The organism is Pseudarthrobacter sp. PvP004 (assembly GCF_017876035.1).
Classification (GTDB): domain Bacteria; phylum Actinomycetota; class Actinomycetes; order Actinomycetales; family Micrococcaceae; genus Arthrobacter; species Arthrobacter aurescens_A.
The window spans coordinates 1,814,106-1,839,240 of sequence record NZ_JAGINL010000001.1 but is presented as its reverse complement, the minus strand read 5'-3'; the positions used below and the strand labels follow the sequence as shown (position 1 = coordinate 1,839,240).

Below are 25,135 nucleotides of genomic sequence, written 5' to 3'. Positions count from 1 at the left end.
AATGACACGCGAATTTGACCCCGTAAAGCTCTCGGTACTGGCCAACGCATTTGACGGCATTGTCCGCGAAATGACCAGCGGCCTGCTGCGTTCGGCCCGATCCTCCGTGATCAACACTGCCCGCGACTTCTCCTGCGCAGTACTTACAGCGGACAACCAGCTCCTCGCTGCTGCAGAGGGGGTACCGGTACACGTCTTTGGTGCCGGACCCCTGGGCGAAGACATGGTGGAACTGCACAAAGACATCCGCGAAGGCGACGCGTTTCTCCATAACGACCCCTACATGGGAAACTCGCACGCCGCAGACCATGTGATCCTGGTTCCGATATTCGTCCACGGACGGCACCTGTTCACGGCCGTCACCAAAGCCCACCAGGCAGATTGCGGCAACTCGCTCCCCACCACATTCTTTGCTACCGCACGGGACGTCTATGAAGAAGGTGCGCTGATCTTCCCTTGCGTCCGGGTGCAGCGCAACTACACGGACATTGACGACATCATCCGTATGTGCCGGTCCCGCATCCGCGTCCCCGATCAGTGGTACGGCGACTACCTCGCATCGGTCGGGGCTTCGCGCATCGCCGAGCGCCGCATCCACGAGCTCGCCGAAAAGTTCGGGGTGGAAGACCTTGAAGACTTCGTGGACGCCTGGTTCGACTACTCCGAGCGCCTCACCGCGAGCGCGATCGAAACATTGCCCGAATACGTCCTCCACGGATCCTCTGACCACGATCCCTTCCCGGGTACCGGCCCAGAAGGCGTGCACCTGCAGGCAACCCTTGAGGTAAAGCCCAAGCAGGGCAAGATCATCATTGACCTGCGGGATAACCCGGACAACCTCCCCAATGGCCTGAACCTGACCAAGGCCACAGCCACTGGCGCGGCACTGGCAGGAATCCTCTCCGGCATCCCGGAGAACCTTCCCAGCAACGCGGGAACCTTCCGCCGGGTGGAGGTGCTGCTTCGCGACGGCTGCGCCGTAGGGGTGCCGAAACATCCGTACTCCTGCTCGTCGGGTACTACCAACCTGGCCGATCGGGTGGTCAACATTGTTCAGGCCGCTTTCTCGCAGATCGACGACGGCTATGGCACCGCTGAGGGCGCCGCCGGGCAGGCACCGGCAAAGTCGGTGATCTCGGGTATCGACGAGCGCAACGGCAACGCCTACGTCAACCAGATCCTGGTGGGCGGGGTTGGCGGCCCGGCTACTCCCTACGTAGACGGCTGGCCCACATACCAGCGTCCAGTGTGCGGAGCCCTTCTTTACCACGACAGCGTGGAAGTCGATGAGCAGCGCTACCCGATCCTGGTCCACGAACGCACCCTGGTAGCCGACACCGGCGGAGCCGGCCGCCAGCGCGGCGGACTCGCAACCCGGGTCACCATGGAACCCCGTGGGGAGAGCGTCACCCTCACCTACGGCATCGAAGGCAAGATCAACCCGCCCAAGGGTGTCCGTGGCGGCCACGACGGGGCAGAACCGTCCGCCTGGGTAGAGGACCTCAAGACCGGCGAACGGCGCGAGATACCGGTAGTAGGCCGCTACGACCTGCAGTCGGGCGAGAAGGTCGTATCCATCACCCCCGGCGGTGGCGGCTACGGCGATCCGCTGGAGCGTGACGTCCTGGCAGTCCTCGACGACTACCGGGAATCACGCGTCACTGCCGAGGCCGCAGCTGCCGATTACGGCGTCGTTATCACCGACGGCGCAGTTGACGAGGCAGCCACGGCGAAGGCCCGCCAGGAACGCCTGGCCGGCTAGCCGACAGCTATCGCAACCCATCCCGAGGCGGGGTATATTCCTCGCCTCGGGATGTTCCAACAAACATTTACGGAGATTCACATGGAACCCATTCGAGTCGGCATCATCGGCGTCGGAAATGTCCTTAACCAATACCTGGACAAGATCGGCGTCCACCCCGACGTCAACATCGTTGCGCTCGCGGATGTGAACCCCGAGGCAGTGCGGAAGCGTGCTGCCGAGTACGACGTTCCCAAGGCCCTCACTCCGGACGAGTTGCTCGCAGATGAAGACGTGGAGTTGGTCCTCAACCTCACGCCGCCCAAGCTCCATGCGCCGGTCACCCTCCAGGCGATCGCGGCCGGCAAACATGTCCTTTCGGAGAAGCCCTTCGCAACCTCCCTTGAGGAAGCCAAGCAGATCCTGGACGCAGCAAGGGCAGCCGGCGTCAAAGTCGGCTCCGCGCCCACCACGTTCCTGGGTTCCGGCATGCAGACCAGCCGCAAACTCATCGACGACGGCTGGATCGGCGAGCCGGTGGCGGCCTTCGCATCGTTCGCGTGCCGGGGCTATGAGCACTGGCACCCGAACGTGGACCCCTTCTACAGCCCCGGGGCTGGCCCAATGCTGGACATCGGCCCGTACCTGATCACCAATCTGGTGAACTTCTTCGGCCCGGTGAAGCGGGTATCCGCGACAACGCCGCGTTCCTCCGAGACCCGTCCCCGCCCGGGCAAAGAGGGCGAAGTCATCCAGATCCAGACCCCCACGCACGTCACGGGCGCCCTCGACTTCGAGTCTGGCGCTACAGCTACGGTGATCGTCAGCTGGGACATCTGGAACCACAACCTGCCGCACCTGGAAATCTACGGCACGGGCGGTTCGCTGGCCGCTCCGAACCCGGACCACTTCTCCGGCGCTCCCGTGCTGCGCCGCGGCGAGCCTGGCGACCTTGCGTTGGACATGACACCTCCCGGTGGCGGAGATTGGCGCGAAACGCCCATCACCCACCGGGACGACGCCTACCGTGGCATCGGCCTTGCCGAATTCGGTTACGCCATCCGCAACGGCGTGGAACCCCGGACCGGCGGCGACTTCGCCTATCACGTACTGGAGGTTCTGCTTGCTTTCGAAGCATCCTCGGAGCAAGGCCGACACATCCGGATTGAAAGCACCTGCGAACGGCCGCGCCCGCTGCCCTCCGTCGGGCCCCAGGAACCTTACCGTTTCGACTAAAAGGACAACAGCCAGAACAGCAGCCGACGGCGGGACTCAAGTTCCGCCGTCGGCTGCTGTTTGTCTTCCATGGCCGGGCCGCGTATCAAACTGGGACACACCGGCGCCTTCGCGCGGTGAAAACCTGAAGTTCGGGCGAATCGGTGTGGAAAATGCCGACGCACCTTCGAATTTAGGAGATCGCATGACTAGCACAGCCGCTGCTGACATCGGCACCGTGGTCAACACCGCAGGCGACAAAAAGGCCGTCCGCCGCCGCACAGTCGCACAAGCAATCGTTGAATACCTTCAGGTCCAGTACAGCGAATTGGACGGTGAACGCAGGCGCCTCGTTCCCGGAATGTACGGCATCTTTGGCCACGGCAACTCCGTTGGCTTGGCGCAGGGAATCGACGAATATGGTGTGGACTTCCCGCACTATCAGGGCAAAAACGAGCAGTCCATGGTCCATGCGGCCATCGGGTTTGCAAAGGCTTCCAACCGCGCCGCAACACTTGCGTGCACGGCCTCAGCCGGCCCGGGATCGACCAACATGGTATCCGGCGCCGCCACAGCAACCACCAACCGCCTCCCGGTGCTTCTTTTCCCCGCGGACATCATCAACAACCGTTTCGGTGACCCGGTGCTCCAGCAGATCGAGCACCCGGTGGAACGTGATGTGTCGGCCAACGATTGTTTCCGCCCGGTCAGCCGCTACTTTGATCGGATCACCCACCCGGCACAGTTGCTGTCCACACTCCCTGAAGCCATGCGGGTACTCACCGATCCCGTCGAAACCGGGGCCGTGGTTGTTTGCCTGCCCCAAGACATTCAGGGCGCGGAGTTCGACTTCCCGGAATCCTTCTTCACGCCGCGCGTATGGCACATTCGCCGTCGCCCGGCAGTTGAGGACGAGCTGCGCGACGCCGCCGAAATCATCCGCAACGCCAAGCGTCCGCTGCTGATCTCCGGTGGCGGTGTCCGCTACTCCAAGGCACAGGAGGAACTGGCACGCTTCAGCGCGGAGTTCGGCATCCCGGTGTCAGAGACCTACGCGGGCAAGGGCAGCGGACCCATCACCGACCTCAACCTCGGTGCTCTGGGTGTGACCGGAACCGTTGGCGCCAACGAGATCGCGGACGGCGCAGATGTGGTCATCACTGTCGGCTCGCGTCTCCAAGACTTCATCACGGCCTCGCATTCGCTGTTCCAGAACCCGGATGTTAAGTTCGTCAACCTCAATGTGGGCTCCTTCGATGCCCACAAGATGGGCTCATTCCCGGTCATCGGCGATGCAAGGCTGTCGCTGGCTGCTCTGCGGGAGCGTCTGGCGGCCGTTGGGTACTCGACGTCGGACGAGTTCCGCAGCGACATCGCAGATGCCCGCAAGGCCACGATGGAGGTGCGCAAGCACGACCTTCAGGATTTCGCCGGCGAACTGATGAGCCAGGCCCAGGTGATCGACGTACTCAATAAGCGCACCACAAGTGACGACGCCCTGATTTTGGGCTCCGGCGGCGTGGTTGAAGGCATCCATAAGGCGTGGGATCCCTCCAACGGCACCGAAATTCACTTTGAATACGCCAACTCCTGCATGGGCCATGAGATCCCGGCGGGCCTCGGCTACCGTTTGGCTCGTCCCGATGCGCCGGGCGAGGTATATGTCCTGATCGGTGACGGTACCTACTTCATGCAGCCCACCGAACTGGTCACGGCAGTCCAGGAACGCAAGAAGATCATCACTATCGTTATCGACAACCGCGGACACCAGTGCATCTGGCCCCTCCAAGTTGCCAAGGGTGGTCCTGGCCGCGAATTCGGCACACAGTACCGGGAACGCAGCAAAGAGTCAGGTCGACTGGACGGGTCGATCCTCGACTTCGACATCGCAGCCAACGCAGCCAGCATGGGCTGTGCTGCCTGGTCCACGACGACCATCGAGGAGTTCTCGGCCGCCCTCACCGAGGCGCAGGAAGCCGAAGGCCCCGCCGTGATCGTGGCCCGAGTTGAGCCCTGGCGCTACCTTTCCGGCAATGGCGCCTTCTGGGACGTTGGAGCTCCGATGACTTCGGAGCGACCCGCAACGCTCGAGGGCATCGCCAAGCATCTCAAGGGCCGTGAGCGCCAGCGCTTCTACGCTGCCACCACCGCACCTGAAACGCGCTGAGCGCACCGGGCGGGACCGCTACGCAGCGGTCCCGCCCGTCGTCTTACGGGCTTGCCCGTTCTTTCCAATTTTCGCAACAAAGGAGCATTCATCATGAGCGCATTTGCCGTTACTGATCCGGCTACCGGAACCATCCACGCCGAATACCCCGCAGCCACTGATGCCGAGGTGGAAGCCGGGCTCAGCGCAGCACAGAGGACCTACCAGGAGTGGTCCCGTACCACCACGGTGGCCGAACGGGCGGCCTTGGCCAAGCGTCTTGCGGACCTGTTTGTCGAGCGTAAGGACAAGCTGGCCGCCATCATCAATCGGGAAATGGGCAAGCCGCTGCAGCAGGCAGTGGGCGAAGCTGAGTTCTCCGGTTCCATTGCGGCCGCTTTCGCGGAGCACGCCGAGGAATGGCTGGCCGATGAGCAACTCGAAGTAGCAGACGGGCTCCGGAGCTTCTTCCGGTACCAGGGCCTCGGCGTGATCCTGGGCATCATGCCGTGGAACTACCCCTACTACCAGGTGGCACGGTTTGCCATTCCGAATATCATTTTGGGCAACACAGTGATCGTCCGCCACGCCAGCCAGTGCCCGGAATCGGCGTTGGCGTTGGAGGAACTCTTCCGCGACGCAGGCTTCCCGGAGGGCGCCTACGTCAACCTGTTCGCCACGCACCAGCAGATCTCCACCATCATTGCCGACGATCGTACACAGGGCGTCTCACTCACGGGCTCAGAGCAGGTGGGTGCGATCGTTGCCGAGCAGGCCGGACGCGCCTTGAAGAAGTGCGTGCTGGAGCTCGGTGGGGCCGACGTCTTCCTGGTGCTCGATACGGATGACGTGGACCTTGCAGTGAAGAAGGCCGTCATGGGCCGCATGGGCAATACAGGCCAATCCTGCAACGGTTCCAAGAGGATCGTCGTGATGGACAAGTACTTCGATGAGTTCTCGGAGAAGTTCAAGGCGGCCATCGCCGGCCAGTCCTACGAGAACGGTGATTTCGGGCCGATGTCTTCGGCTTCCGCCACCAAATTCCTGGCCTCGCAGGTGCAGGGTGCCTTGGACCAGGGGGCCGAGATCCTGGTGGGCAACAATGAGCCCGAGGGCAACGTCTTCACGCCGACGGTTATCACCAACATCACCCCGTCCATGGACGTTTACAGCGAGGAGCTTTTTGGCCCTGTTGCGCAGCTCTACAAGGTCGGCAGTGACGCTGAGGCGATCAAGCTGGCCAACTCTTCGCCGTACGGCCTGGGTTCCGTGGTGATTTGCGACGACGTTGAGCGCGCCGAGCGCGTCGGCAACCAGCTCGACGTCGGCATGGTCTTCGTAGGCGCCTATGACCTCAGCGGTGCGGATGTACCGTTCGGCGGCGTCAAGAAGTCCGGGTATGGACGGGAACTCGGCAAGGTAGGAATGCTGGAGTTCGCGAACAAGAAGCTGTTCCGCTTCGCCAAGTAGTCAGCAAACCTAAGAAGGAGGCCGGATCGTCGTGATCCGGCCTCCTCTTTTGTGAGTGGGGTGATGGTGGCGGTTCAGGCCTGGTAGGTGGTGTGTCCGGAGACTTCCGGGATCTCAACCCAGTTCCCGGAACCGGCGCTGCGCAGCGATGCATCCACCAGTTCCGAGGCAGACCAGCCGTCAGCAGCAGACGGACCCAGCTGTTGACCTTCGGCCACTGAGCGCAGGAACAGGGCAGCCTCTATGGTCTTGAGATCGTTAAAACCTATGCCCGGACCCGGACCCGGCTGGAAGCGTCCGAACTCGCCGTAGGACGGCGGCGTCATGATGGTTCGGTAGCCGCTGCGGTCCGTGGCAACTTCCAGCTGGTTCATCCGTTCGAAGTTCCAGCGGAGTGAGCCCTCGGTGCCGTAGACCTCGATGATGTATTCCGCGTGGGGTCCAATAGCTACCCGGGTGGACTCGAACATGCCGATCGCGCCGCCTTCGAACCGGGCGAGCATTGCCGTGTAGTCCTCGTTTTCCACCTCCCGGGTGACTTCGGACGCCTGGCCCATGTCAAAGGAATTCGAGGAGTTTCCCGCCGGAAGAGGCCGGTCCTTGATGAACGTCTCCGTCACAGCATTCAGAGAGGTGATGCGTCCTACCAAGAACTGGGCGAGGTCGAACCCGTGGCTCAAGACGTCACCCAGGACTCCCGAACCTGCCCGGGCCTGCTCGTAACGCCAAGTAAACACCTGGCTTGGATCCGAGGCGTAGCCGGTGAGCAAACGGATCTGCACGTTGGTGATGCGGCCCAGAGTGCCGGAGCGAATCAGCCTGCGGGCCTCCGCCACAGCCGGGGCGTGCCGATAGTTAAAGCCCACCGAGGTGATCAGCCCCGCAGCCTCGGCCCCCTGCGCGATCTCGCGGGACTCCTGGGCGCTCCGTCCCATAGGCTTCTCGATCCAGAAGTGCTTGCCGGCCTCGATGGTGGCAAGGGCTATTTCATGGTGGAGGAAGTTCGGGGAGCATATGGAGACCACATCCACATCCGGGTTCTCCAGTACCTTGCGGTAGTCAGTGGCGGTCTCCTTATACCCGAGGGCATCCTCGGCATGATGGCGGCCGGCGTCGTCGGGATCCGCGGCGATCACAAGCTCCGGGTGCCGTGGCAGTTCCGGGAAGAACTGCTTGGTGGCCAAGTAAGCGCGGGAGTGCAACCTGCCCATCCATCCGACCGAAATCAGGCCAACCCCAATGCGGTTCTGCTGTTCCAAGAGGACTCCTTAGTCTTTACCGCTCTCAGGCGGTGCTGTGCCGCAGAATGACGGCGGCATCTACTGATCAGCCTAGGAATGTTGCGGGTGTGTGCTGTGTCTCAATGTGAGACACATGGCGCCGGGATAGCGCTGTTTTAGTTGAAGGAACCAGCCCGACACCACCTAGCAAGAGGAGCCCGTCGACGATGATGGACCGCAACCAACCACTACGAACCGGCCCCCTGCGCGTGCTCGTTACTGGAGCTTCGTCAGGTGTCGGGGAAGCCACGGCCAAGTTGTTCGCAAGCCGTGGCGCCCGTGTGGCGTTGTTGGGCCGCCGGCCTGAAGAACTGCAGCGGGTGGCCGCGGACATCGGCACCGATGCCCACACTCTGGTTGCCGACGTCTCCGATGCCGGGGCCGTCAGGAACGCTGTGAGGAGTGCGATCCACGTCATGGGTGGTTTGGACGTGGCGGTCAACGCCGCAGGTGTAGCAGGACATGTTGCCTTGGAAAACCTCACCGATGACCACTGGCATGAGGTGCTGCAGACCAACTTGTCCGGCACCTTTTATGTGGCACGCGAGGCTGCACTCCATATGCGGCGGGCCGGCCGGGGTGCGATCGTCAATGTCGCTTCCGACCTGGCCTCTGTTGGCGCTGCAGGACTCGTCCACTACTGCGCAGCCAAAGCCGGTGTCGTGGGACTCACCAAAGCGCTGGCCCTGGAACTTGCGCCCTCCGTCAGGGTCAACGCCGTCTGCCCAGGTCCGATAGATACGCCCATGGTGCGCGCCGGATTGTCGGCGGCACCGGATCCTTTGGCGGCCCTCACGTCGAAAGAAGGCACCGTGCCGCTGAACCGCCTCGCTGATCCAGAGGAGGTGGCAGCCGCTATTTATTTCCTGGCGGTCGAGGGGACCTTTGCCACCGGAACCAGCATGGCGTTCGACGGCGGCACAACAGCTGCGTAGGAACGCCACCAATTACCTGTCAACTGAACAAGCCCAAGGAGCTTTGAAGGAAATGGAAGAGTCAAACTACAAGGACCTCCGCAGCGCACGATGGTTCGCGCCGCATGATCTCACCGGATTTGTTCACCGCACGGCGATCCAAGCTGAGGGATTCTCACGCTTTGCGCTCAAGGACAAGCCGGTCATTGGCATCGCCAATTCCTGGTCGGAACTGGTCAACTGCAACATCCACTTCAAGCTCCTGGCTGATGCGGTCAAGCGCGGTGTCTTGATGGCCGGCGGCCTGCCGCTGGAGTTCCCCACAATTTCCTTGGGCGAAAGCCTGATGAAGCCCTCGGCCATGCAGTTCCGCAACCTGATGGCCATGGACGTCGAAGAGTCCATCCGGGCATACCCTTTGGACGCGATCGTACTCCTGGGTGGCTGTGACAAGACTGTCCCGGCACAGCTTATGGGAGCAGCAAGTGCCGATGTTCCCACGATCATGCTGACCGGCGGACCCCAGGAGCCCGCACACTTCCGCGGGAAACAGCTCGGTGTCGGTACAGACACGTGGAAGTACGCAGATGAACTGCGCGCAGGAAAGATTACCGAGGCGGACTTCGACGAGCTTGAGTCGGCCGCGAAGCCCTCTGCCGGGCACTGCAGTGAGATGGGTACGGCCTCAACCATGACCTCGCTGGTTGAAGCACTTGGCATGTGTTTGCCGGGTACCGCGTCGATCCCCGCGGTAGACGCGCGCCGTGCCCAGGCAGCGGAAGCAACGGGACGCCGCGCGGTGGAGATGGCGCTGTCACAGGGGCCGAAGCCCAGCGAAATCTTGACAAAGGAGGCCTTCGATAACGCCATCACACTCCTGATGGCTGTGGGAGGGTCCACCAACGCAGTGGTCCACCTGCTGGCCCTGGCACGGCGTGTCGGCTACGAGCTGCCCTTGGACCGATTCCATGAGATTTCCCAACGGACGCCCCGAATTGTCAACGTACGTCCATCCGGCGAGTACCTGGTCCAGCAACTCTTCCAGGTTGGCGGAATCTCCACCGTTCTCAAGGAGCTGACGCCACTGCTAAATAAGGACGCAATAACCGTCACAGGCGAGTCCCTTGAGAAGGGCTACCTTAGTGCTCCCGAACCTGACGGCGTGGTGGTCAGTACGCTGGAGGCGCCTTTCGATGCCTCCGGAGGCATCGCCGTCGTGCGTGGCTCCCTGGCGCCCAACGGCGCTGTCATCAAGAGGAGCGCCGCTTCCAAGGACCTGCTGCAGCACAAGGGTTCCGCAGTGGTGTTCGAAGACATCTACGATCTGGGACGCAGGATTGATGACCCCGATCTGGACATCTCCGAGGACTCAGTCTTGGTCCTGCGCAACAGCGGGCCGGTTGGGGCTCCCGGTATGCCCGAGTGGGGCATGCTGCCGATCCCGGAGAGACTTCTGCGCCGCGGTATCCGGGACATCGTCCGGATCTCAGATGCCCGGATGAGTGGCACGGCCTTCGGCACTACAGTCCTGCATGTTTCCCCAGAGGCTGCCGTGGGCGGCCCGCTGGCGATTGTCCGCGATGGTGATCCAATCGTGCTCGACGTCGAGAACCAGCGCCTCGACTTGGACATCCCGGCAGAAGAAATCGATAACCGCTTGGCCGAACTCAAACTTCCGGAACCGAAATATCGTCGCGGCTATGGTCGGCTCTTCATCGACCACGTGAACCAGGCCCACGAAGGGTGCGACTTCGACTTCCTCAAGGGCCTGCCTGACGAGGAACCACAGCGACTGCCGTACGGCCTGATGAGCGGTTGGCAGGGCGGCTGGTAGCCGGCAACGGGTCCAATCTGAAGATGGGTTCCCCACAGGGACACCCCGGGAAGGAAAATGTGTCACAACCAAAAGTAATAGCCATTGTTCAGGAAGGTCGCCCGCTCCCTCCACTGGAACGGCTGAAGGCCGACGCCGATATCGTTGTGGTCCGCACCGCGGATGAGTACCGTAAAGCGCAACCGGGTGCGGAAATCCTGTTTTTGAACGACTTCAGGACCAAACTCCTGCGCGAAGTAGGGCCGGGGGAGTTGCGGTGGATCCATACCTCGAGCATCGGCGTCGATAGTCTCATGACGGACGACATCATCAATAGTGACATCGTTGTGAGCAACTCCCGGGGCGTCTGTGAGCGTCCCATTGCCGAGTGGGTTCTGGGCGTCTTGTTGATGTTCACCAAGGACCTCCGGCGCACCATTGAATTGCAACAGGCCAGAACATGGCAGCATCGTGAGACCGAGCCCCTGCTGGGTCGGAAAGTGCTTGTGGTGGGTCCGGGGCCTGTAGGCCGCGAGACGGTCCTTCTGCTCAGGGCAGCCGGCATGGACGTGACGGTCGTGGGCCGGTCAGGCAGGAACGATCCCCAGCTGGGCACCATATCCGGCTTTGATGGCCTTGAGGAGCTGTTGAGCCAAGCCGATGACGTCGTGCTGACACTGCCGCTCACAGAGGAGACCCGGGGATTGTTCAACTCTGCAATGTTCCGCACCATGAAGCCCGGGGCGAGACTGGTCAACGTGGGCCGTGGAGCGGTGGTCGTGGAGCAGGACCTCCTGGACTCCCTTGATGCCGGACACCTCGGTGCAGCCGCGCTGGACGTCTTCGAGTATGAGCCGTTGGATGCCGGCAATCCGTTGTGGGGTCGACGCGACATCCTGGTCTCACCGCATGCATCCGGCGATCTCATCGGTTGGCGGGGAAGGGTAGTGGACTGCTTCGCCCGGAACCTGAGCCTCTGGAAAGCCCACGAGCCGCTGAACGACGTAGTGGACCTGAAGAAACTCGGCACGGTCAGCCCGGCGGCCGGGGTCTGAGACACCCTGCTGGGGCCAATCCCATGGGGTATTCGGCGCTTTAAAACCGCGTGGAATACCCCATGTGATCCCGTGTCCCAAGCTGGTACAGTGCTCCCACCATCCCCGTCGATAGTGTGATTCAGCATTCAAACTTTCGTGACGAGGATTACATGTCTAGCACAACAAGAGGTACGACGAAAACGCCGACCCAGACCCAGGACCATAAGCTCAGCGGCAATATGGGCGTAGGTGAGCTCGTGATGAACGTGCTCGCTTTCTCCTCCCCGCTGACGACAGTCGCGGGCACCCTGCCCGTGATGCTCCTCTTCAGTGGGCACACTGCTCCGGGCATCTACCTTCTGGTAACACTGATGCTCCTGATTTTCTCCGTGGGTTTTGTGAAGATGAGCCGCAGCGTGGAGGCGCCGGGAGGTTTCTACTCCTTCGTCACGGCAGGCCTGGGCAAACCCGCCGGCCTTGGAGGAGCGTTGCTTGCCCTCTTCGGATATGTGTTTATTGGGTTCTTCGCTCCGTCCCTCTTCGCCCTGACACTTCAGAGCTTTGTGGTCAATACGCTCAATGGTCCTGACATCCCGTGGTACTGGTACGGTCTGGGCATCATTGCCGTCACCACACTGCTCGCCTACAACCGCATTGATCTCTCCGCCAAGGTCTTGACGGTGGTCATGCTGCTGGAATCGGCAGTAGTTATCGTCTTTGACATCGCAGCCTTTGCGGCGGGTTCAGGCGAAGTTGTCCAGGGAATCGGCTTCTCCATGCCGTGGATAACAGATGCCGGTCTGGGTTTGGCACTGCTGTTCGCCGTCGGAAACTTCTTCGGGTTTGAAGCGACGGTCATTTACAGGGATGAAGTCAAGAACCCGGACCGCACCATTCCCAGGGCCACCTACATTGCGGTAGTAGGAATCGGTCTGTTCTATGCTGTCGCCGCCTGGGCTTACACGACCTTCATTGGAGCAGACAAAGTTCAGGACGAGGCCGCCGCTAATACAGTTAACCTCTTCAACGACGGCGCCACTGCTCTGGTCGGCAAGATCTTTGCGGATGTGGCGGTGGTATTGCTGATCACCTCGATCCTGGCTTCGATGCTCTCCATCCAAAATATTGCCGCGAGGTACAGCTTCTCGCTGGCAGCCGATGGGGCGCTACCGTCCGTGCTGAGCCGGGTCCATCCCCGGCACAAGTCACCTTACGTGTCAGCCCTGGCAGTGGGCCTGGTGTGGGCCCTGGCCACGGTGGTCTTCACCTTGGTGGGCGTTGCCCCGGAGCTGCTGTATCCCATCGCAAGCGGCAGCGGAACCTTTGCTGTTCTCCTGTTGATGTTCATCACGAGCTTTGCTGTCCTTGTGTACTTTGTACGGCGGCGCCGCATCGCCCCTGAGTCGGTGTGGAAAACGATTGTCGCACCGATCATCAGCGTCATCTTCCTTGGCGTGATCACCTACCTTGCGATCACTAACTACCCCGAGCTCATCGGGGGATCGGCCGTGATGACGGCGATCTTCATGACTTTCACTTTCGCCTTGTTCTTCGGCGGGATCGGGTACGCGTACTACCTGCGGTCACAACGCCCTGATGTGTACCGGCGACTGGGCCGGCAAAGAGTCGACTAAAAACCAATCTCACCTGATCTTCAACTGTCTGGAGTTTTGCAATGACGCAACAAATCAGAGTTGGCCTCTTCGGCACGGGAAGAATAGGCCAAGTCCATGCCATGAGTGTGGCCACCTTGGATGAAGCCACCTTGTCCTGGGTCTGTGACCCTTTCGTCGAGGGTGCCAAGCAAACAGCCGCGGAGTTCGGGGGGCGCGTCAGCGATGACCCTCACGAGGTCTTCGCGTCAGGGGAGGTTGACGCTGTCATCGTAGCCTCGCCCACGAAGACCCACCTCGACCTTCTGGAGATGGCGGTAGACGCCAACATCCCGGTGCTCTGCGAGAAGCCGATAGATCTGGACATAGGCCGTGTGGATGCCCTGCGTGCAAAAGCAGCGTCGGCGGGCGTGCCCATTGCCTTGGGCTTCAATAAGCGCTTTGACAGGCACTTTGTGGAGCTCAGGAGACGGGTGGGCGCCAATGAAATTGGGGCATTGGAGCAGCTGGTCATTACCAGTAGGGATCCAGCGGAACCACCGGCTGCCTATTTGCCTCAATCGGGAGGAATCTTCCGGGACATGACCATCCATGACCTGGATATGGCGCGCTACTTCATCCCTGACATCGTTGAGGTGTCCGCGAGGGGTGCGAACGTTTTCAGCGATGGCATCCGTGAGGCAAACGACTTCGACTCCACCGTAGTCACCCTCCGGGGTTCCAAGGACGAACTCGTAACAGTCCTGAACTCGCGTCACTCGGCGTACGGTTACGACCAGCGAATTGAGGCTTTCGGAGCAACAGGGCTCCTGCACGTGGGCAACAAAAGCGACAGCCTCGTGCGGCACTGGGGAAGCCGGTCCGTCGAATCCGCGGGCCCCTACCAAGACTTCTTCTTGGAGCGATATGCGGAGGCCTACCGGCTGGAAGTTGCCGAATTCCTCCGCGCCGTCCGTGGCCTGCCATCGAGAAGCCCGGGATTTGAGGACGGCAGGGCTGCTCTCATCCTTGCCGATGCCGCGGAAGAGTCAGCCCGGACCGGTGTTGCCGTGGCAGTGAACCTCAACTAACACCTAGAGGTCGCCTGCCTGGGCCGTTGGCGTTTCGCAACGACATTTACGGCCCAGAGCAGGCTTTTTCCATTCTTTTTGAAACGATTCACAATCGGTGTTCCAAAGTGGTACACATGCTGAATTCGGGGATCCGTCAGAGTTCAGGTAAGTGAAACAGTGTGGTGAAGGTCACGCAGCTTCGGGATGTATTTGCAACTACCCGGAGCCAGCAGGGTCAAACAATGTTGATTGATCAGCCGCCACCAAAGGTGTTTCACCGGTTCATTTACATGGCCCTATCGAACGAGGATGAGATGACCGACGTACCACCGGCGACCCCTCCACTGGTCGCCCTCAACGACATACACAAAACATTCGGGGCGGTGTCCGCATTACGCGGCGTCAGCATCGATGTCCAACCCGGCGAAACCTTTGCTCTGCTTGGCGATAATGCCGCCGGCAAGTCCACGCTGATGAAAGTACTCACTGGCGTGTATCAACCCGATCAGGGTTCCATTGAGCTTGACGGAAAGACCACGGAGTTCCCCACGCCATCCGCCTCCCGCGACCAAGGGGTGGAGATGGTTTACCAGGACTTTGCCCTGGCAGACAACCTGGATGTTCGCTCCAATATCTTCCTGGGGCGGGAGCCGCAAAAGAATGTCCTTGGCCCCTTGTTGCGGATTATCGACCGCAAAAAGATGGAGCTTGAAACCAAACGGGTGCTTGAACGCCTGGACATACCCATCAATCCTCGGCTCAAGGTCAAGCGGTTATCCGGTGGTCAACGTCAAGCCGTCGCCATAGGCAGAGCGCTGGCATTTGACGCCCGACTCATCATCATGGACGAGCCGACAGCGAACTTGTCGGTGGCCAAGGTGGACAAGCTCATTGAGGTGACTCAACGCCTCAAGGATCTGGGCATTGCCGTCATCATCATCACACACCGATTGGACGAGGCCTTCGCCGTGGCTGACCGCTTTGCGGTCATGCGCCAGGGCCAAGTGGTGGGGCGGTTCCGCGTCGGGGATGTTTCAGAAGCCCAGGTGGCCCACTTGATCTCCCACGGCACCTTGGATGACTACATCGACGACGGTGCCGGCATCCCCGAAAAGCGCCGCAAAATCGGGAGCACCTCATCGATGGAAGTCGTCGATGTGATGGCAACTCCAGCCACTACGAACGGGAGTCACTCATGAGTCTCACAATGGAACGCGTCAAAACAAAGCTGGGCCCTGCGGACCTTAAAGAAGGTATGACAGCTACCAAGGTCAAGCGCTTCATCGGTGATTACGGGATCATCATACTTTTTGTGGTCATCCTCGTCTTTCTTGCCGCCGTAGCCCCCAACTTCCTGACCCTCAACAACATCGTCAATGTGGTTAGACAGTCGTCCATCATCGGACTGATCGCCCTCGGGATGACCTTCATCATGATTACCGCCGGCATCGACCTTTCTGTTGGTTCGATTGTGGGTTTGGCGGGTATGACCTTCGCCTTGCTGGCCCCGGCAAGCGGTGGAGCCTTTTGGTTGCCGTTGGTTGCCGGTCTTGCGGTAGGCCTGCTGGTTGGATTCCTGAGTGCAGCCTTAGTGGTCTGGGGAGCCATCCTGCCGTTCCTGGCAACACTGGCAACCATGGCCATTGCCCGCACGGCAGTCCTGGTCATGACGGACGGCCAGGTTGTTTCCGGACTCAGTGGACCTGCTGAATGGCTCGGCTCGGGCTTCATAGGCCCGGTTCCCGTCCCGGTCATCATCTTCTTGATCGCGGCCATAATCTGCGAGTTTGTGCTCAGCCGGACAAAATTCGGTTCGCACGTTTATGCCGTGGGTGGCAATGAAGAGTCTGCCAAGAAGGTTGGCATCTCCACCGGCCGTGTGCTGTTCACCGTGTACCTCATTGGTGGTGTGACAGCCGCGCTGGGTGGTTTGGTCCTCACTGCGCGTTTGGATGGCGCGGCCCCGGTGGCCGGCACTGGCTATGAACTCCAGGTGATTGCCGCCGTCGTCATTGGAGGAACGAGTCTCTTCGGTGGCGTCGGCACCATCCGCGGAACGGTCATCGGCGTTCTCCTGCTGGGTGTGGTGATGAATGGCATGAACCTGATGGGGGTCTCGTCGTACTTCCAGCAAGGCGTCCAGGGCATCATCCTGGTGCTCGCCGTGCTGTTGAACCGTTGGAAGTCGGACTGACCGCAACACCCGCACCAAGCAACAAAAAAATCTCCCTCAGCACAGACAGAAAACCACCGAAAGGAACACACCATGGGAATGCGACGGAGTATCGCAGCGGCGTTCGCAATGATGGCAGCAGGTGCGCTTACGCTGACCGGCTGTGCCGGCAGCAGCAACGCAACCAGCAGTGGCGGGACAGGCAAGACCTACAACATTGGCGTTGTGGTTCTTGACCTCCAAGACCCGGATCTGGCCCACATGACGGACGCCATGAAAAAGACGGCTGATGAAAAGGGTGTCAAGCTCAACATCACCGACTCCAAGAAGGACGTAGGCAGTGAACTGAACCAGGTTGAGGACCTCCTCACCCGCCAGGTTGATGCCGTAATTATGCAACCGTTGGATGGTGACGCCAGCCAGAACGCCGCAAAGCGCGTTATCGCCGCCAACATCCCGCTGTTTATCCTGTCCACCGAGTTCGCCGAAGGCTCAGACGTTGGGTACAAGAGCTACATCGGCGTCGATGACACAGTGGCCGGTGAAATGCAGGCAGATTATTTGAACAAGGCGCTGCCGGAAGGTGGCAACATCGTGTTCGCCGCCGGTGTCTACGGAGCCTCTTGGACGGATCGCCGAAAGAACGGCTTCGACAGCAAGATCAACAAGAACTTCAAGATCGTGGCGGAATTCCAAGCCAAGGGAAGCCGTGACGATGCCAAGCGCAACATGGAGGATACCCTTCAGCGCTTTGGCGCCGGCCAGATTGATGCGGTCGTGGCAAACAATGACGAGATGGCCATTGGTGCAGCCTCTGCCATTGCTGACGCTGGACGGACGGCGGAGTTCAAGGCAGTAGTCGGCGTCGATGGTACCGAACCAGCCATGCAGGACATCAAAGCCGGGACAATGTCGGCTACAGTCCGGCAGGACTCCGCTGGACAGGGTGTTAAAGCAGTTGAAGTGGTTACTGACTTCCTCAACGGCGGGAATGTCGAGAATCGCTACACCCTGCCCTTCACCCTCATTACCAAGGACAACCTCTCTGAGTTCTTGAAGTAGGACAATCCATCAATCAAACGGGCACGGCGGTTTTCTCCGCCGTGCCCGTTCCGTTTTGGCACACCTCCGCACATGCCGCGGCTGCCTACACTTCAGGCGGACCACTACGAATGGAGAATGCGACCATGCCCCATGGTGACGATCGCGACGCGAACATCAGTCAGCTACTCGCCAGACTGGAGCATCACGGGATTGAGGTGGACGACTCCCAGCGAAGACGATCCGAGTACTCCTACGACGCATCCAACTACCGCGTGCGCCCGGCCGCTGTCGCCTTTCCTGGGAATATCGAGGACGTACGCACCGTCTTGCGCGTCTGTTCGGCGCTGGAGGTCCCGACGACCACACGCGGCGGCGGGACCTCGATGGCAGGCAACGCTATAGGCGACGGTTTGGTGATCGATCTTTCCCGCCATATGACCTCGGTAGGAACCCTTGAGGCCGGGCAGAGGACTGTATGGGCCGATGCGGGGGTGGTCCTGGGAGAGTTGCGTACGCAGATTGAAACCATCACCTCTGGGGTGCTGACGTTCGCCCCGGACCCTTCGTCCTTATCGCGGGCCACGATCGGTGGTTCCATTGGTAATGACGCCTGCGGAAACCACTCTGTAGCTTACGGTCGCATGACCCATCACGTGCAGGAATTGGAGTTGGTGACCGCAGACGGCGCGTACCTTCGGGCCGGCCGTGATTTCCTGCACGCAGTCGACCACAACGACATCCATTCCATTGCCCGGGCCCGTGAGTTGTTCGAAGGCCTGAAGTCGCTGGCTGCCGCGAACTTGTCGCCCCTCCGCGTGGAGCTGCAGACCATCCCGCGGCAGGTCTCCGGTTACCACGTGGGACACCTGTTGCCGGAACACGGTTTCAATGTTGCCAGTGCGCTCGCGGGCAGCGAAGGGACCTGTGCTGTTGTTGTGCGTGCCAAGGTGAAACTGGTGCCGAAGCCCCGCGCCACCGCGCTGCTATGTCTGGGCTACCTCGACACCATTGATTCTGCCCGCGATGTCATGACCATATTGTCCGCCAAACCGAGCGCGATCGAGGGTTTGGACGTTTCTATCGTGGACATCATGCGTCACCGTCGGGGACCGGCAAGCGTGGAATCACTGCCGGACGGCAATGCCTTCCTTATGGTCGAGTTTTCAGATGACACCCTTCATCAGGCCGCCGCTTCCTGTGAAGACCTCGTGGAGAAGCTTCGGGCCGAGGGCCGTGTTGTCGACTACTCGGTGGTCACAGAACCCCTGGCGCGAGCCGCGATGTGGCGGGTCCGCGAAGACGGGGCAGGGCTCTCCTCGCGACGGATTGACGGAATTCAAACATGGCCCGGTTGGGAAGATTCTGCCGTTGCTCCCGAACGACTCGCTGACTATTTGGCGGACCTGCTTCCCTTGGTGAAAAAGTACGGCTACGCAGCATTCATGTACGGCCACTTCGGTGCGGGGTGTGTCCACATGCGTTTGGATTATGATCTGCGCAGTGAGGCCGGGCGTCGCAATTTCACTGATTTCACCCGTGAAGCTGCCCAGCTGGTGGTGGCCCATGGGGGCTCGCTGTCAGGGGAACACGGTGACGGGCGGGCGAGAAGCGAACTGTTGTCGGTGATGTATTCCAAGGAGATGATTGGCATCTTCAAAACGTTCAAAGAGCTGTGGGACCCGGCGGGGATTCTCAACCCTGGGGTCATCGTGGACCCCGTTCCGTTCACTGCCTCGCTGGCCTTGGAAGGCGTGGCCAAAGCCGGCCCCACGCACAGTGAACTGACGACGTCGCCGACTGCCGCCGTCGTGCCGTCCTCTGACCGTGAGCTGCTTCCGGTGGTGAGTCCGTTCGTGGGGAACACCCATGCCTGCATAGGCGTGGGTAGGTGCCGCTCCACCACCGGGGGTTTCATGTGTCCCAGCTACCGCGCCACCAAGGATGAGAAGGACTCCACTCGTGGCCGCGCACGGGTGTTGCAGGAGCTGACCAGGGTTCAAGGGAGCAGTAAGGACGGCTGGAAGAGCGCGGAAGTCCGGGAAGCGCTGGATCTTTGCCTGTCCTGCAAGGCATGTTCCGCAGACTGTCCCACGGGAGTGGACATCGCTGAGGCCAAGTCGGAGCTCGTGGATGAGTATTACCGCGGGCGTATCCGACCCTTCACGCACTATTCGATTGGGTGGCTGCCTCGGTGGCTCCCGTGGTTGACCCGCGTAGCGGCTCTGGCGAATTGGGGGACCTCCTTCCGGCCCTTCAGGACGGTGGGGGAGTGGTTGGGCATTAGTGCTCGACGGCGGTTGCCGGCTTTCGCGGCGAACGGCCGGATCCGAAACCGGGTACGGGAAGCCCGGTTCGAGGACAACGCAGACATCCTTCTGTTTATCGACAGCTTCACCCGCGCTTTCAGGCCGGAGGTCATTCCGGCAGCGGCCCGGGTTCTTCGCGACTCCGGTAGCTCTGTGGGGTGTACACCGGACGCCTGTTGCGGCTTGACCTGGATCTCCACAGGGCAACGTGATGGGGCCCGCCGGCGGCTGGCCCGGTTGATCAGCAGTCTCGACGATGGCACGGACAGGGATATCGTCGTACTCGAGCCCAGCTGTGCGGCCGCTATCCGCGATGAAGGTCCAAAAATGGTAGGCGGGCCGGCCGCTGCCCGAGTGGCGGCAAGGGTACGGTCGTTTTCTGTAGCAGTGGATGAGGCCATCAAACGCGGCTGGAAGCCCACGGCTCCTGCACCGGAAACAGCAGTACTGCAGACTCACTGCCACGAGCACGCCGTGTTCGGCTCGGGCGCCCAGAAACGCGTCCTTGAGGCCTGGGGAGTTCCACGAGTAGTGGAATCCTCGTCCTGCTGTGGCGTGGCTGGAAACTTCGGATTTGAGGCCGAGCATTTCGATATGTCCATGAACGTTGCTGAGCACTCTGTCATACCCGCCCTCGCGAAGGGCGAGGCTGATGCCCTTGTTCTCACCGACGGATTTAGTTGTGCCATGCAGGTCTCACAGGTTGATGCCGGGCGTTCAAGTGCACACCTGGCCGTGGCGCTGGATCCCAAACCCACCGAGTCAAAGTAGATGGAGTACGTCGGCATATTTCTGATCCTGATCGCTGCCGGACTGCGGGTGATCGGCGATCATATGGCGAACTCGGCCCAACAACCACGAACCACGGCAAGCATGCGTGGCATCCCCAGCGTTCCACCACGAGCCGCGGCCTTTCTGGTGGCTGCGGCCGGGATCTTCATCTTTGTCACGAGCATCAGTTCGCGGTGAGTGGCCCCATCCAGGGCAGTGTCTCAAACTGACACGATCGACTGTGTGCTTTAAGGCCGATTCTGGAAGAGACCAATAAGCACGACTAGTTTGAGGGTTGATCCCGATGATGAACAGGAAGCTCGCACAAGGACGGCACGTGGAGTGGCTCCGATCTTCGGCCCACTGTGGCCAAGCCGATTTGGGTGAACGCAGCGACTATCAGCCAAAGCGATCCGGCAGGCTTATACATCGTCTCCTACAGGACGTGGCGGAAGGCCGAGAGATCGGCGACGCCACGCCCTGGCCTTCTCCCGGGTCGTAGCCCTTTTAAAGCCGCGGTCCGTAGCGATTGTTCCTGGCACTGTGCTCAAGCGCTACGGACCGCTTTACCCCTGTGCAGGAGACAGATTTGTCCATTCCGGGCCCCGCCGTCCTCGCCAGTGAGCCTGGCAAGGTGTTGGTTGAACTCCCACAGCCGGACTTCCGGGGTCCCCGCGCAACCGCATTCATCGAAGCTTTGCAATCTTTCGAGCCGTTAGGCATTACACGGTGCCGACGGCTACGGGATGGAATCATCGTGACCTACGACGACGGCGCCTTGGAGGTGCACGAGCTACGGGCACTTCTGTTGGCCGCATCCTCCAAGGTCAAGTACATGGAGGGGGACTTTTCTCCGTCAACGCATATCTTGCCAGTGACGTTCGGCGGTTCGTTCGGACCGGACTTATCCATGGCCTCTGTGCTGCTCGACTCTGCCGAGCGAACCCTCATTCGACGGATGTGCCGTTCCCGGCATACTGTCAGGTCATTTGCTGGGCCAGGTGCCTCCGTCTTCTGCGAAGTGCCGTGGTCGAAAGACTGGCTCCGAGCCCAGCCGGACTTGTCTGTAAGAGAAGTGCCGAGAGGGTCCCTCACACTTTCAGCGCAGGGAGTGACCGTTACGAGCCGCCGAGGCTACACAAATGAGCTTGTGGTGGGCAGGGTCCGAGACGCCTTTCTTGACGTTCCGGCGGAGATACGGATGGGGGATTCAGTGTGGCTGAGACTAGGCAAAAGGTGCCTACCTAACGATAGTTAGCTAAATTGGATCCAGCCGGACAACGTTGTGAGGATGATATGGACCCTACGCCCCGCGAGCAAGCAAATGCTGCAGTCAGGAAGTTCCTGTCCGGTCATGACTGGTCAACCCAGACGCCCACCCGACAGCGAATACTCCTGGCTTTCCTGCACTTGGCGGCCGTCAAAGGCGTCAACGCCGTGAGCATGAGGACCATGGGTCGCGAACTCGACATGAAAGCGCCCAGCTTGTACTCGAGCTTCCCTCGCGGCAAGGACGAAATCGTTGCCGAGTCGCTCCGCTGGTTCACCCATGGATTCGCCAGAGATCTCCTTGAGGCTGTCGAATCGACAAACACGCCGGAGGATTACTGGGCCGCGCTGGTCCGCGTCCATCTTGCACAACAGCTCCAGCGACCGGAAGCCGATCTTTGGGACCTGCTGATAGCCACTGACAGGGCGGCCCGCTTCTTGAGCGACGACGCCCGTGCTGAGGCCAACCAATGGCTGCGCCTGCACGAGGATATGTTTTCGGCTGCTGCCCGGGAGATGGGGTATCGCTTCAGGGCGCAAACCGTCCGAGTGATTCTCGCGCTCCTCGACGGCGCCGGCCGATGGGTCGACAGGAGCGACAATGACCAGGATTTCGCGGCTCTGTCGGATCGCGCCGTAGCTCTAACTCTTTCGATTCTTGAGATCGATACTCAAAGGCGCTCCACGGATAGGGCATTGTCCCAAGCTGGCACAACGTCGCTCCGCTGAGCGCCGATACTGTGATTCGAAACTCAGATATTAGTGACAGGGATTACATGAATAACGTAACGCTGGAATCACCAAGGACGACGGTTCGAACCCAAGAGACCAGGCTCAACGGCAACATGGGCGTGGGCGAACTCGTAATGAACGTACTGGCGTTCTCCTCGCCACTGGCCACCGTTGCCGGAACGCTGCCTGTGTTGTTGATGTTCAGTGGACAAACAGCCCCTGCCATCTACATTCTTGTCACTTTCATGTTGCTGATCTTCTCGGTCGGCTTCGTCAAAATGAGCCAGAGTGTACGAGGCCCCGGAGGCTTCTATTCCTTTGTCACTGCAGGTCTGGGCAAACCCGCCGGCCTCGGAGGAGCCTTTCTCGCCCTTTTCGGTTACATCTTCATCGGGTTTTTTGCGCCCTCGTTCTTCGGTGTAACGCTGCAGGGTTTTGTGGTCGAAACGCTGAACGGACCGGACATACCTTGGTACTGGTATGCGTTGGGTATAACTGCCGCCACCACAGTTCTCGCCTACAACAAGATCGACTTGTCCGCAAAGTTGCTGACGGGAGTGATGCTTCTCGAAGTGGCAGTTGTTGTCGTCTTCGACGTCGCGTCGTTTTCAGCCGATGGACTGGAGGTCGTCTCGTCCGTGGGGTTTGCCCTTCCCTCATTTTCAGACGCAACATTGGGTTTGGCGCTCCTGTTCGCCGTAGGCAACTTCTTCGGATTCGAAGCCACCGTCATCTACCGCGACGAGGTCAAGAACCCTGACAAGACCATTTCAAGGGCCACATATATTGCCGTTGTGGGAATCGGGCTGTTCTACGCTGTGGCGGCCTGGGCCTTCATTGCATTCCTTGGACCTGAAAATGTCCAGGCCGCGGCCGAAACCAATACGGTGAACCTCTTTAGCGATGCAGTCGCTGCTCTGGCGGGCAAGATCTTCGCGGACGTTGCCATGATCTTGCTCATCACCTCAGTTTTGGCTTGCATGCTCTCGATCCAAAACATTGCTGCCAGATACAGCTTCTCGCTCGCCGCTGACCATGCGCTTCCAGCAATCCTTGGGCGGGTGCATCCCCGCCACAAATCCCCGTACGTTTCCGCTCTGGCCATCGGCCTCATATGGGCAGTTGCCACCGTCGTCTTCACTTTTGTGGGCGTTGCACCCGACGCCTTGTATCCCATCGCCAGTGGGAGTGGAACTTTCGCCGTCCTCCTGCTCATGTTCATCACCAGTTTCGCAGTGCTCGTGTACTTCGTTCGCCGACGCAGTTTCGCGCCAGAATCGGTCTGGAAGACCATCATTGCGCCGCTCGTCAGCGTGGCGTTCCTGGGCATTATCACCTATCTGGCTGTTGCCAACTACCCGGAACTCATTGGTGGCTCGGCAGTCATGACTGTCATTTTCATGAGCTTCACCTTTGCACTCTTCATCGGCGGAATCGCCTACGCGCTCATCCTCAGGTCCAAACGGCCCGAGATCTATGCGCGGCTTGGGCGGCAGCAGATCGACTGAACCACTGTGCTGGTGTATCGGCGAGTCGCGCGATATTCCGGCGTTCCCGAAGCCTCGCCTTCTGCGAAACACTTACCCGTCGAACTCACTTCGTGGCCGGTGGCCGCCCCAGAGCACCCTGGAGGACTCATGAATAGCTATTACCCACTCGCACTTCTCCTGGCGCGGCAGGAAGCTGCACAAAGCGCTCTTGAAACCGCGCACAGCGCCCTGCCCGGCGCGCCTGTCGTTGTAGAACGGCAGAGGCCTCATTCACTCCGGTGGGCCGCGTTGCGCGGGCGTTTAGCTACGCTTCTCCACCGCCTGGCCTGGGCGATTGAGCCGGGTGAGTACGGAACGCCGAACTCGGGATCATGACATATCTACTACTCTCGTGGAATCAGGGCGCTTGAGCGGAGCGCCCACCGAGTCGTTCTTTCGACTGCTCAGTCTCGTTCATCGGGCGGTTCCACTTGTTCAGCCTGTCGGGACGGATTTTGTTCCCGGTTCCCGCGGCTGGTGTGGACAATGTCCACACTTTCCGCCTCGGACTGGCCAGGACTGCCACCGGATTGGCCCGGAATCGGCATGTTTCCGCCACTTCCCAGTGTTCCCAAGACCCAGAATCCCGTTCGAGTCCCACCTCGGGCACAGCGAACCCCCTCGTCAGAGGGGGTTTTTGCTTTAATGTGTGTACATTCTGGGTGGTCAGGTCTCTCTGACACTGGCCGCGGGGTGTGCCTGGCGCCGCGTGTCTCCTGTGAAGTTGTGGGGGAGCGGGTTCAGGGTCGTGGCTGGGGGGCCCTCCGCTGGCTGTGAGCTGGGGCTATGTGTTCATTTCTTAGTTCGTTCGGTAGGTCGTTTTGCCTACACCTCTCCATGGGTAGGGGGAATGAGCGCAACATGACTTCGAGATCCGGCGTCAAAGTTCTTGGTTTTGGCTCGTTGCCGGAGTTAAGAGGCTTGAATCAGGAGAGCTTTGTCAGGCCAAAGGGGGTGTGGACATTGTCCACACTTAAATCTTCTTTATTGAGCCTGATCACAGCCATTTCCTGCGCCGCGTTCGGCCTAC

18 protein-coding genes are annotated in these 25,135 nt (G+C 60.4%); 17 read left to right on the top strand and 1 reads right to left on the bottom strand.

All coding sequences use genetic code 11. The features are described 5' to 3' along the window. The first annotated feature begins 1 nt into the window (after nt 1). The 4 genes from J3A64_RS08340 (at nt 2) to J3A64_RS08325 (ending at nt 6,572) form a co-directional block, all read left to right on the top strand. Nucleotides 2-1,762 (top strand): hydantoinase B/oxoprolinase family protein, encoded by a 1,761-nt coding sequence (locus J3A64_RS08340; protein WP_017197451.1) that lies wholly within the window; start codon nt 2-4, stop codon nt 1,760-1,762. Between the two features lie 81 nt (nt 1,763-1,843). After that, entirely contained in the window at nt 1,844-2,977 is a 1,134-nt protein-coding gene (locus J3A64_RS08335) for a Gfo/Idh/MocA family protein (RefSeq protein ID WP_237715699.1), read from the top strand. A gap of 184 nt (nt 2,978-3,161) precedes the next feature. Continuing rightward, entirely contained in the window at nt 3,162-5,123 is a 1,962-nt protein-coding gene (gene iolD / locus J3A64_RS08330) for a 3D-(3,5/4)-trihydroxycyclohexane-1,2-dione acylhydrolase (decyclizing) (RefSeq protein WP_017197453.1), read from the top strand. Between the two features lie 93 nt (nt 5,124-5,216). Then, nucleotides 5,217-6,572 (top strand): aldehyde dehydrogenase family protein, encoded by a 1,356-nt coding sequence (locus J3A64_RS08325; protein ID WP_026005296.1) that lies wholly within the window; start codon nt 5,217-5,219, stop codon nt 6,570-6,572. 74 nt (nt 6,573-6,646) lie between these two features. On the opposite strand, the gene J3A64_RS08320 is transcribed toward J3A64_RS08325, so the two are convergent. Continuing rightward, a complete protein-coding gene (locus J3A64_RS08320) occupies nt 6,647-7,831 on the bottom strand; it encodes a Gfo/Idh/MocA family protein (protein WP_017197454.1) in 1,185 nt (394 codons plus the stop codon). Nucleotides 7,832-8,019: 188 nt separating this feature from the next. On the opposite strand from J3A64_RS08320, the gene J3A64_RS08315 reads away from it, so the two are divergent. The 13 genes from J3A64_RS08315 to J3A64_RS08255 all read left to right on the top strand — a co-directional run bounded on the left by J3A64_RS08315 (nt 8,020) and on the right by J3A64_RS08255 (nt 24,084). After that, nucleotides 8,020-8,787 carry an SDR family NAD(P)-dependent oxidoreductase gene (locus J3A64_RS08315; RefSeq protein ID WP_017197455.1) on the top strand — a complete coding sequence of 256 codons (768 nt, stop codon included), beginning with the start codon at nt 8,020-8,022 and terminating at the stop codon, nt 8,785-8,787. Between the two features lie 52 nt (nt 8,788-8,839). Then, nucleotides 8,840-10,600, top strand: coding sequence for an IlvD/Edd family dehydratase (locus J3A64_RS08310; RefSeq protein ID WP_187329936.1), 1,761 nt, complete (start codon nt 8,840-8,842; stop codon nt 10,598-10,600). 59 nt (nt 10,601-10,659) lie between these two features. Beyond that, nucleotides 10,660-11,634 carry a D-2-hydroxyacid dehydrogenase gene (locus J3A64_RS08305; RefSeq protein WP_014921507.1) on the top strand — a complete coding sequence of 325 codons (975 nt, stop codon included), beginning with the start codon at nt 10,660-10,662 and terminating at the stop codon, nt 11,632-11,634. 152 nt (nt 11,635-11,786) lie between these two features. Beyond that, complete coding sequence (locus tag J3A64_RS08300) at nt 11,787-13,250, top strand: APC family permease (RefSeq protein ID WP_014921508.1); 1,464 nt, start codon at nt 11,787-11,789, stop codon at nt 13,248-13,250. Nucleotides 13,251-13,291: 41 nt separating this feature from the next. Continuing rightward, on the top strand, nt 13,292-14,299 hold the full coding sequence (locus J3A64_RS08295; RefSeq protein WP_014921509.1) for a Gfo/Idh/MocA family oxidoreductase: 1,008 nt from the start codon (nt 13,292-13,294) through the stop codon (nt 14,297-14,299). A gap of 296 nt (nt 14,300-14,595) precedes the next feature. Then, the gene (locus J3A64_RS08290; protein ID WP_043470061.1) at nt 14,596-15,480 is read left to right on the top strand and encodes an ATP-binding cassette domain-containing protein; all 885 of its coding nucleotides are present in this window, start codon (nt 14,596-14,598) and stop codon (nt 15,478-15,480) included. After that, complete coding sequence (locus J3A64_RS08285; RefSeq protein WP_231745402.1) at nt 15,477-16,475, top strand: ABC transporter permease; 999 nt, start codon at nt 15,477-15,479, stop codon at nt 16,473-16,475. Before J3A64_RS08290 ends, J3A64_RS08285 begins: the two co-directional genes overlap by 4 nt. Before the next feature lie 72 nt (nt 16,476-16,547). Beyond that, nucleotides 16,548-17,516, top strand: coding sequence for a sugar ABC transporter substrate-binding protein (locus J3A64_RS08280; protein ID WP_014921512.1), 969 nt, complete (start codon nt 16,548-16,550; stop codon nt 17,514-17,516). A 110-nt stretch (nt 17,517-17,626) separates the two neighbouring features. After that, nucleotides 17,627-20,575, top strand: coding sequence for an FAD-binding and (Fe-S)-binding domain-containing protein (locus tag J3A64_RS08275; protein WP_210064047.1), 2,949 nt, complete (start codon nt 17,627-17,629; stop codon nt 20,573-20,575). After that, the gene (locus tag J3A64_RS08270; RefSeq protein ID WP_014921514.1) at nt 20,576-20,773 is read left to right on the top strand and encodes a hypothetical protein; all 198 of its coding nucleotides are present in this window, start codon (nt 20,576-20,578) and stop codon (nt 20,771-20,773) included. A 376-nt stretch (nt 20,774-21,149) separates the two neighbouring features. Further along, entirely contained in the window at nt 21,150-21,833 is a 684-nt protein-coding gene (locus J3A64_RS24075; protein WP_374100538.1) for a carboxyltransferase domain-containing protein, read from the top strand. A gap of 38 nt (nt 21,834-21,871) precedes the next feature. Further along, on the top strand, nt 21,872-22,573 hold the full coding sequence (locus tag J3A64_RS08260; RefSeq protein WP_014921516.1) for a TetR/AcrR family transcriptional regulator: 702 nt from the start codon (nt 21,872-21,874) through the stop codon (nt 22,571-22,573). Nucleotides 22,574-22,620: 47 nt separating this feature from the next. Next, entirely contained in the window at nt 22,621-24,084 is a 1,464-nt protein-coding gene (locus J3A64_RS08255; RefSeq protein WP_210064046.1) for an APC family permease, read from the top strand. Nucleotides 24,085-25,135 lie beyond the last annotated feature (1,051 nt).

What these genes read in the sequence shown, in the direction of transcription:
- J3A64_RS08275 (WP_210064047.1), top strand. Translation starts at nt 17,627, where the DNA reads ATGGAGAATGCGACCATGCCCCATGGTGACGATCGCGACGCGAACATC.
- J3A64_RS08260 (WP_014921516.1), top strand. Translation starts at nt 21,872, where the DNA reads ATGGACCCTACGCCCCGCGAGCAAGCAAATGCTGCAGTCAGGAAGTTC.
- J3A64_RS08315 (WP_017197455.1), top strand. Translation starts at nt 8,020, where the DNA reads ATGATGGACCGCAACCAACCACTACGAACCGGCCCCCTGCGCGTGCTC.
- J3A64_RS08285 (WP_231745402.1), top strand. Translation starts at nt 15,477, where the DNA reads ATGAGTCTCACAATGGAACGCGTCAAAACAAAGCTGGGCCCTGCGGAC.
- J3A64_RS08255 (WP_210064046.1), top strand. Translation starts at nt 22,621, where the DNA reads ATGAATAACGTAACGCTGGAATCACCAAGGACGACGGTTCGAACCCAA.
- J3A64_RS08295 (WP_014921509.1), top strand. Translation starts at nt 13,292, where the DNA reads ATGACGCAACAAATCAGAGTTGGCCTCTTCGGCACGGGAAGAATAGGC.
- J3A64_RS08310 (WP_187329936.1), top strand. Translation starts at nt 8,840, where the DNA reads ATGGAAGAGTCAAACTACAAGGACCTCCGCAGCGCACGATGGTTCGCG.
- J3A64_RS08325 (WP_026005296.1), top strand. Translation starts at nt 5,217, where the DNA reads ATGAGCGCATTTGCCGTTACTGATCCGGCTACCGGAACCATCCACGCC.
- J3A64_RS08290 (WP_043470061.1), top strand. Translation starts at nt 14,596, where the DNA reads ATGACCGACGTACCACCGGCGACCCCTCCACTGGTCGCCCTCAACGAC.
- J3A64_RS08340 (WP_017197451.1), top strand. Translation starts at nt 2, where the DNA reads ATGACACGCGAATTTGACCCCGTAAAGCTCTCGGTACTGGCCAACGCA.
- J3A64_RS08280 (WP_014921512.1), top strand. Translation starts at nt 16,548, where the DNA reads ATGGGAATGCGACGGAGTATCGCAGCGGCGTTCGCAATGATGGCAGCA.
- J3A64_RS08335 (WP_237715699.1), top strand. Translation starts at nt 1,844, where the DNA reads ATGGAACCCATTCGAGTCGGCATCATCGGCGTCGGAAATGTCCTTAAC.
- J3A64_RS08270 (WP_014921514.1), top strand. Translation starts at nt 20,576, where the DNA reads ATGGAGTACGTCGGCATATTTCTGATCCTGATCGCTGCCGGACTGCGG.
- iolD (WP_017197453.1), top strand. Translation starts at nt 3,162, where the DNA reads ATGACTAGCACAGCCGCTGCTGACATCGGCACCGTGGTCAACACCGCA.
- J3A64_RS08300 (WP_014921508.1), top strand. Translation starts at nt 11,787, where the DNA reads ATGTCTAGCACAACAAGAGGTACGACGAAAACGCCGACCCAGACCCAG.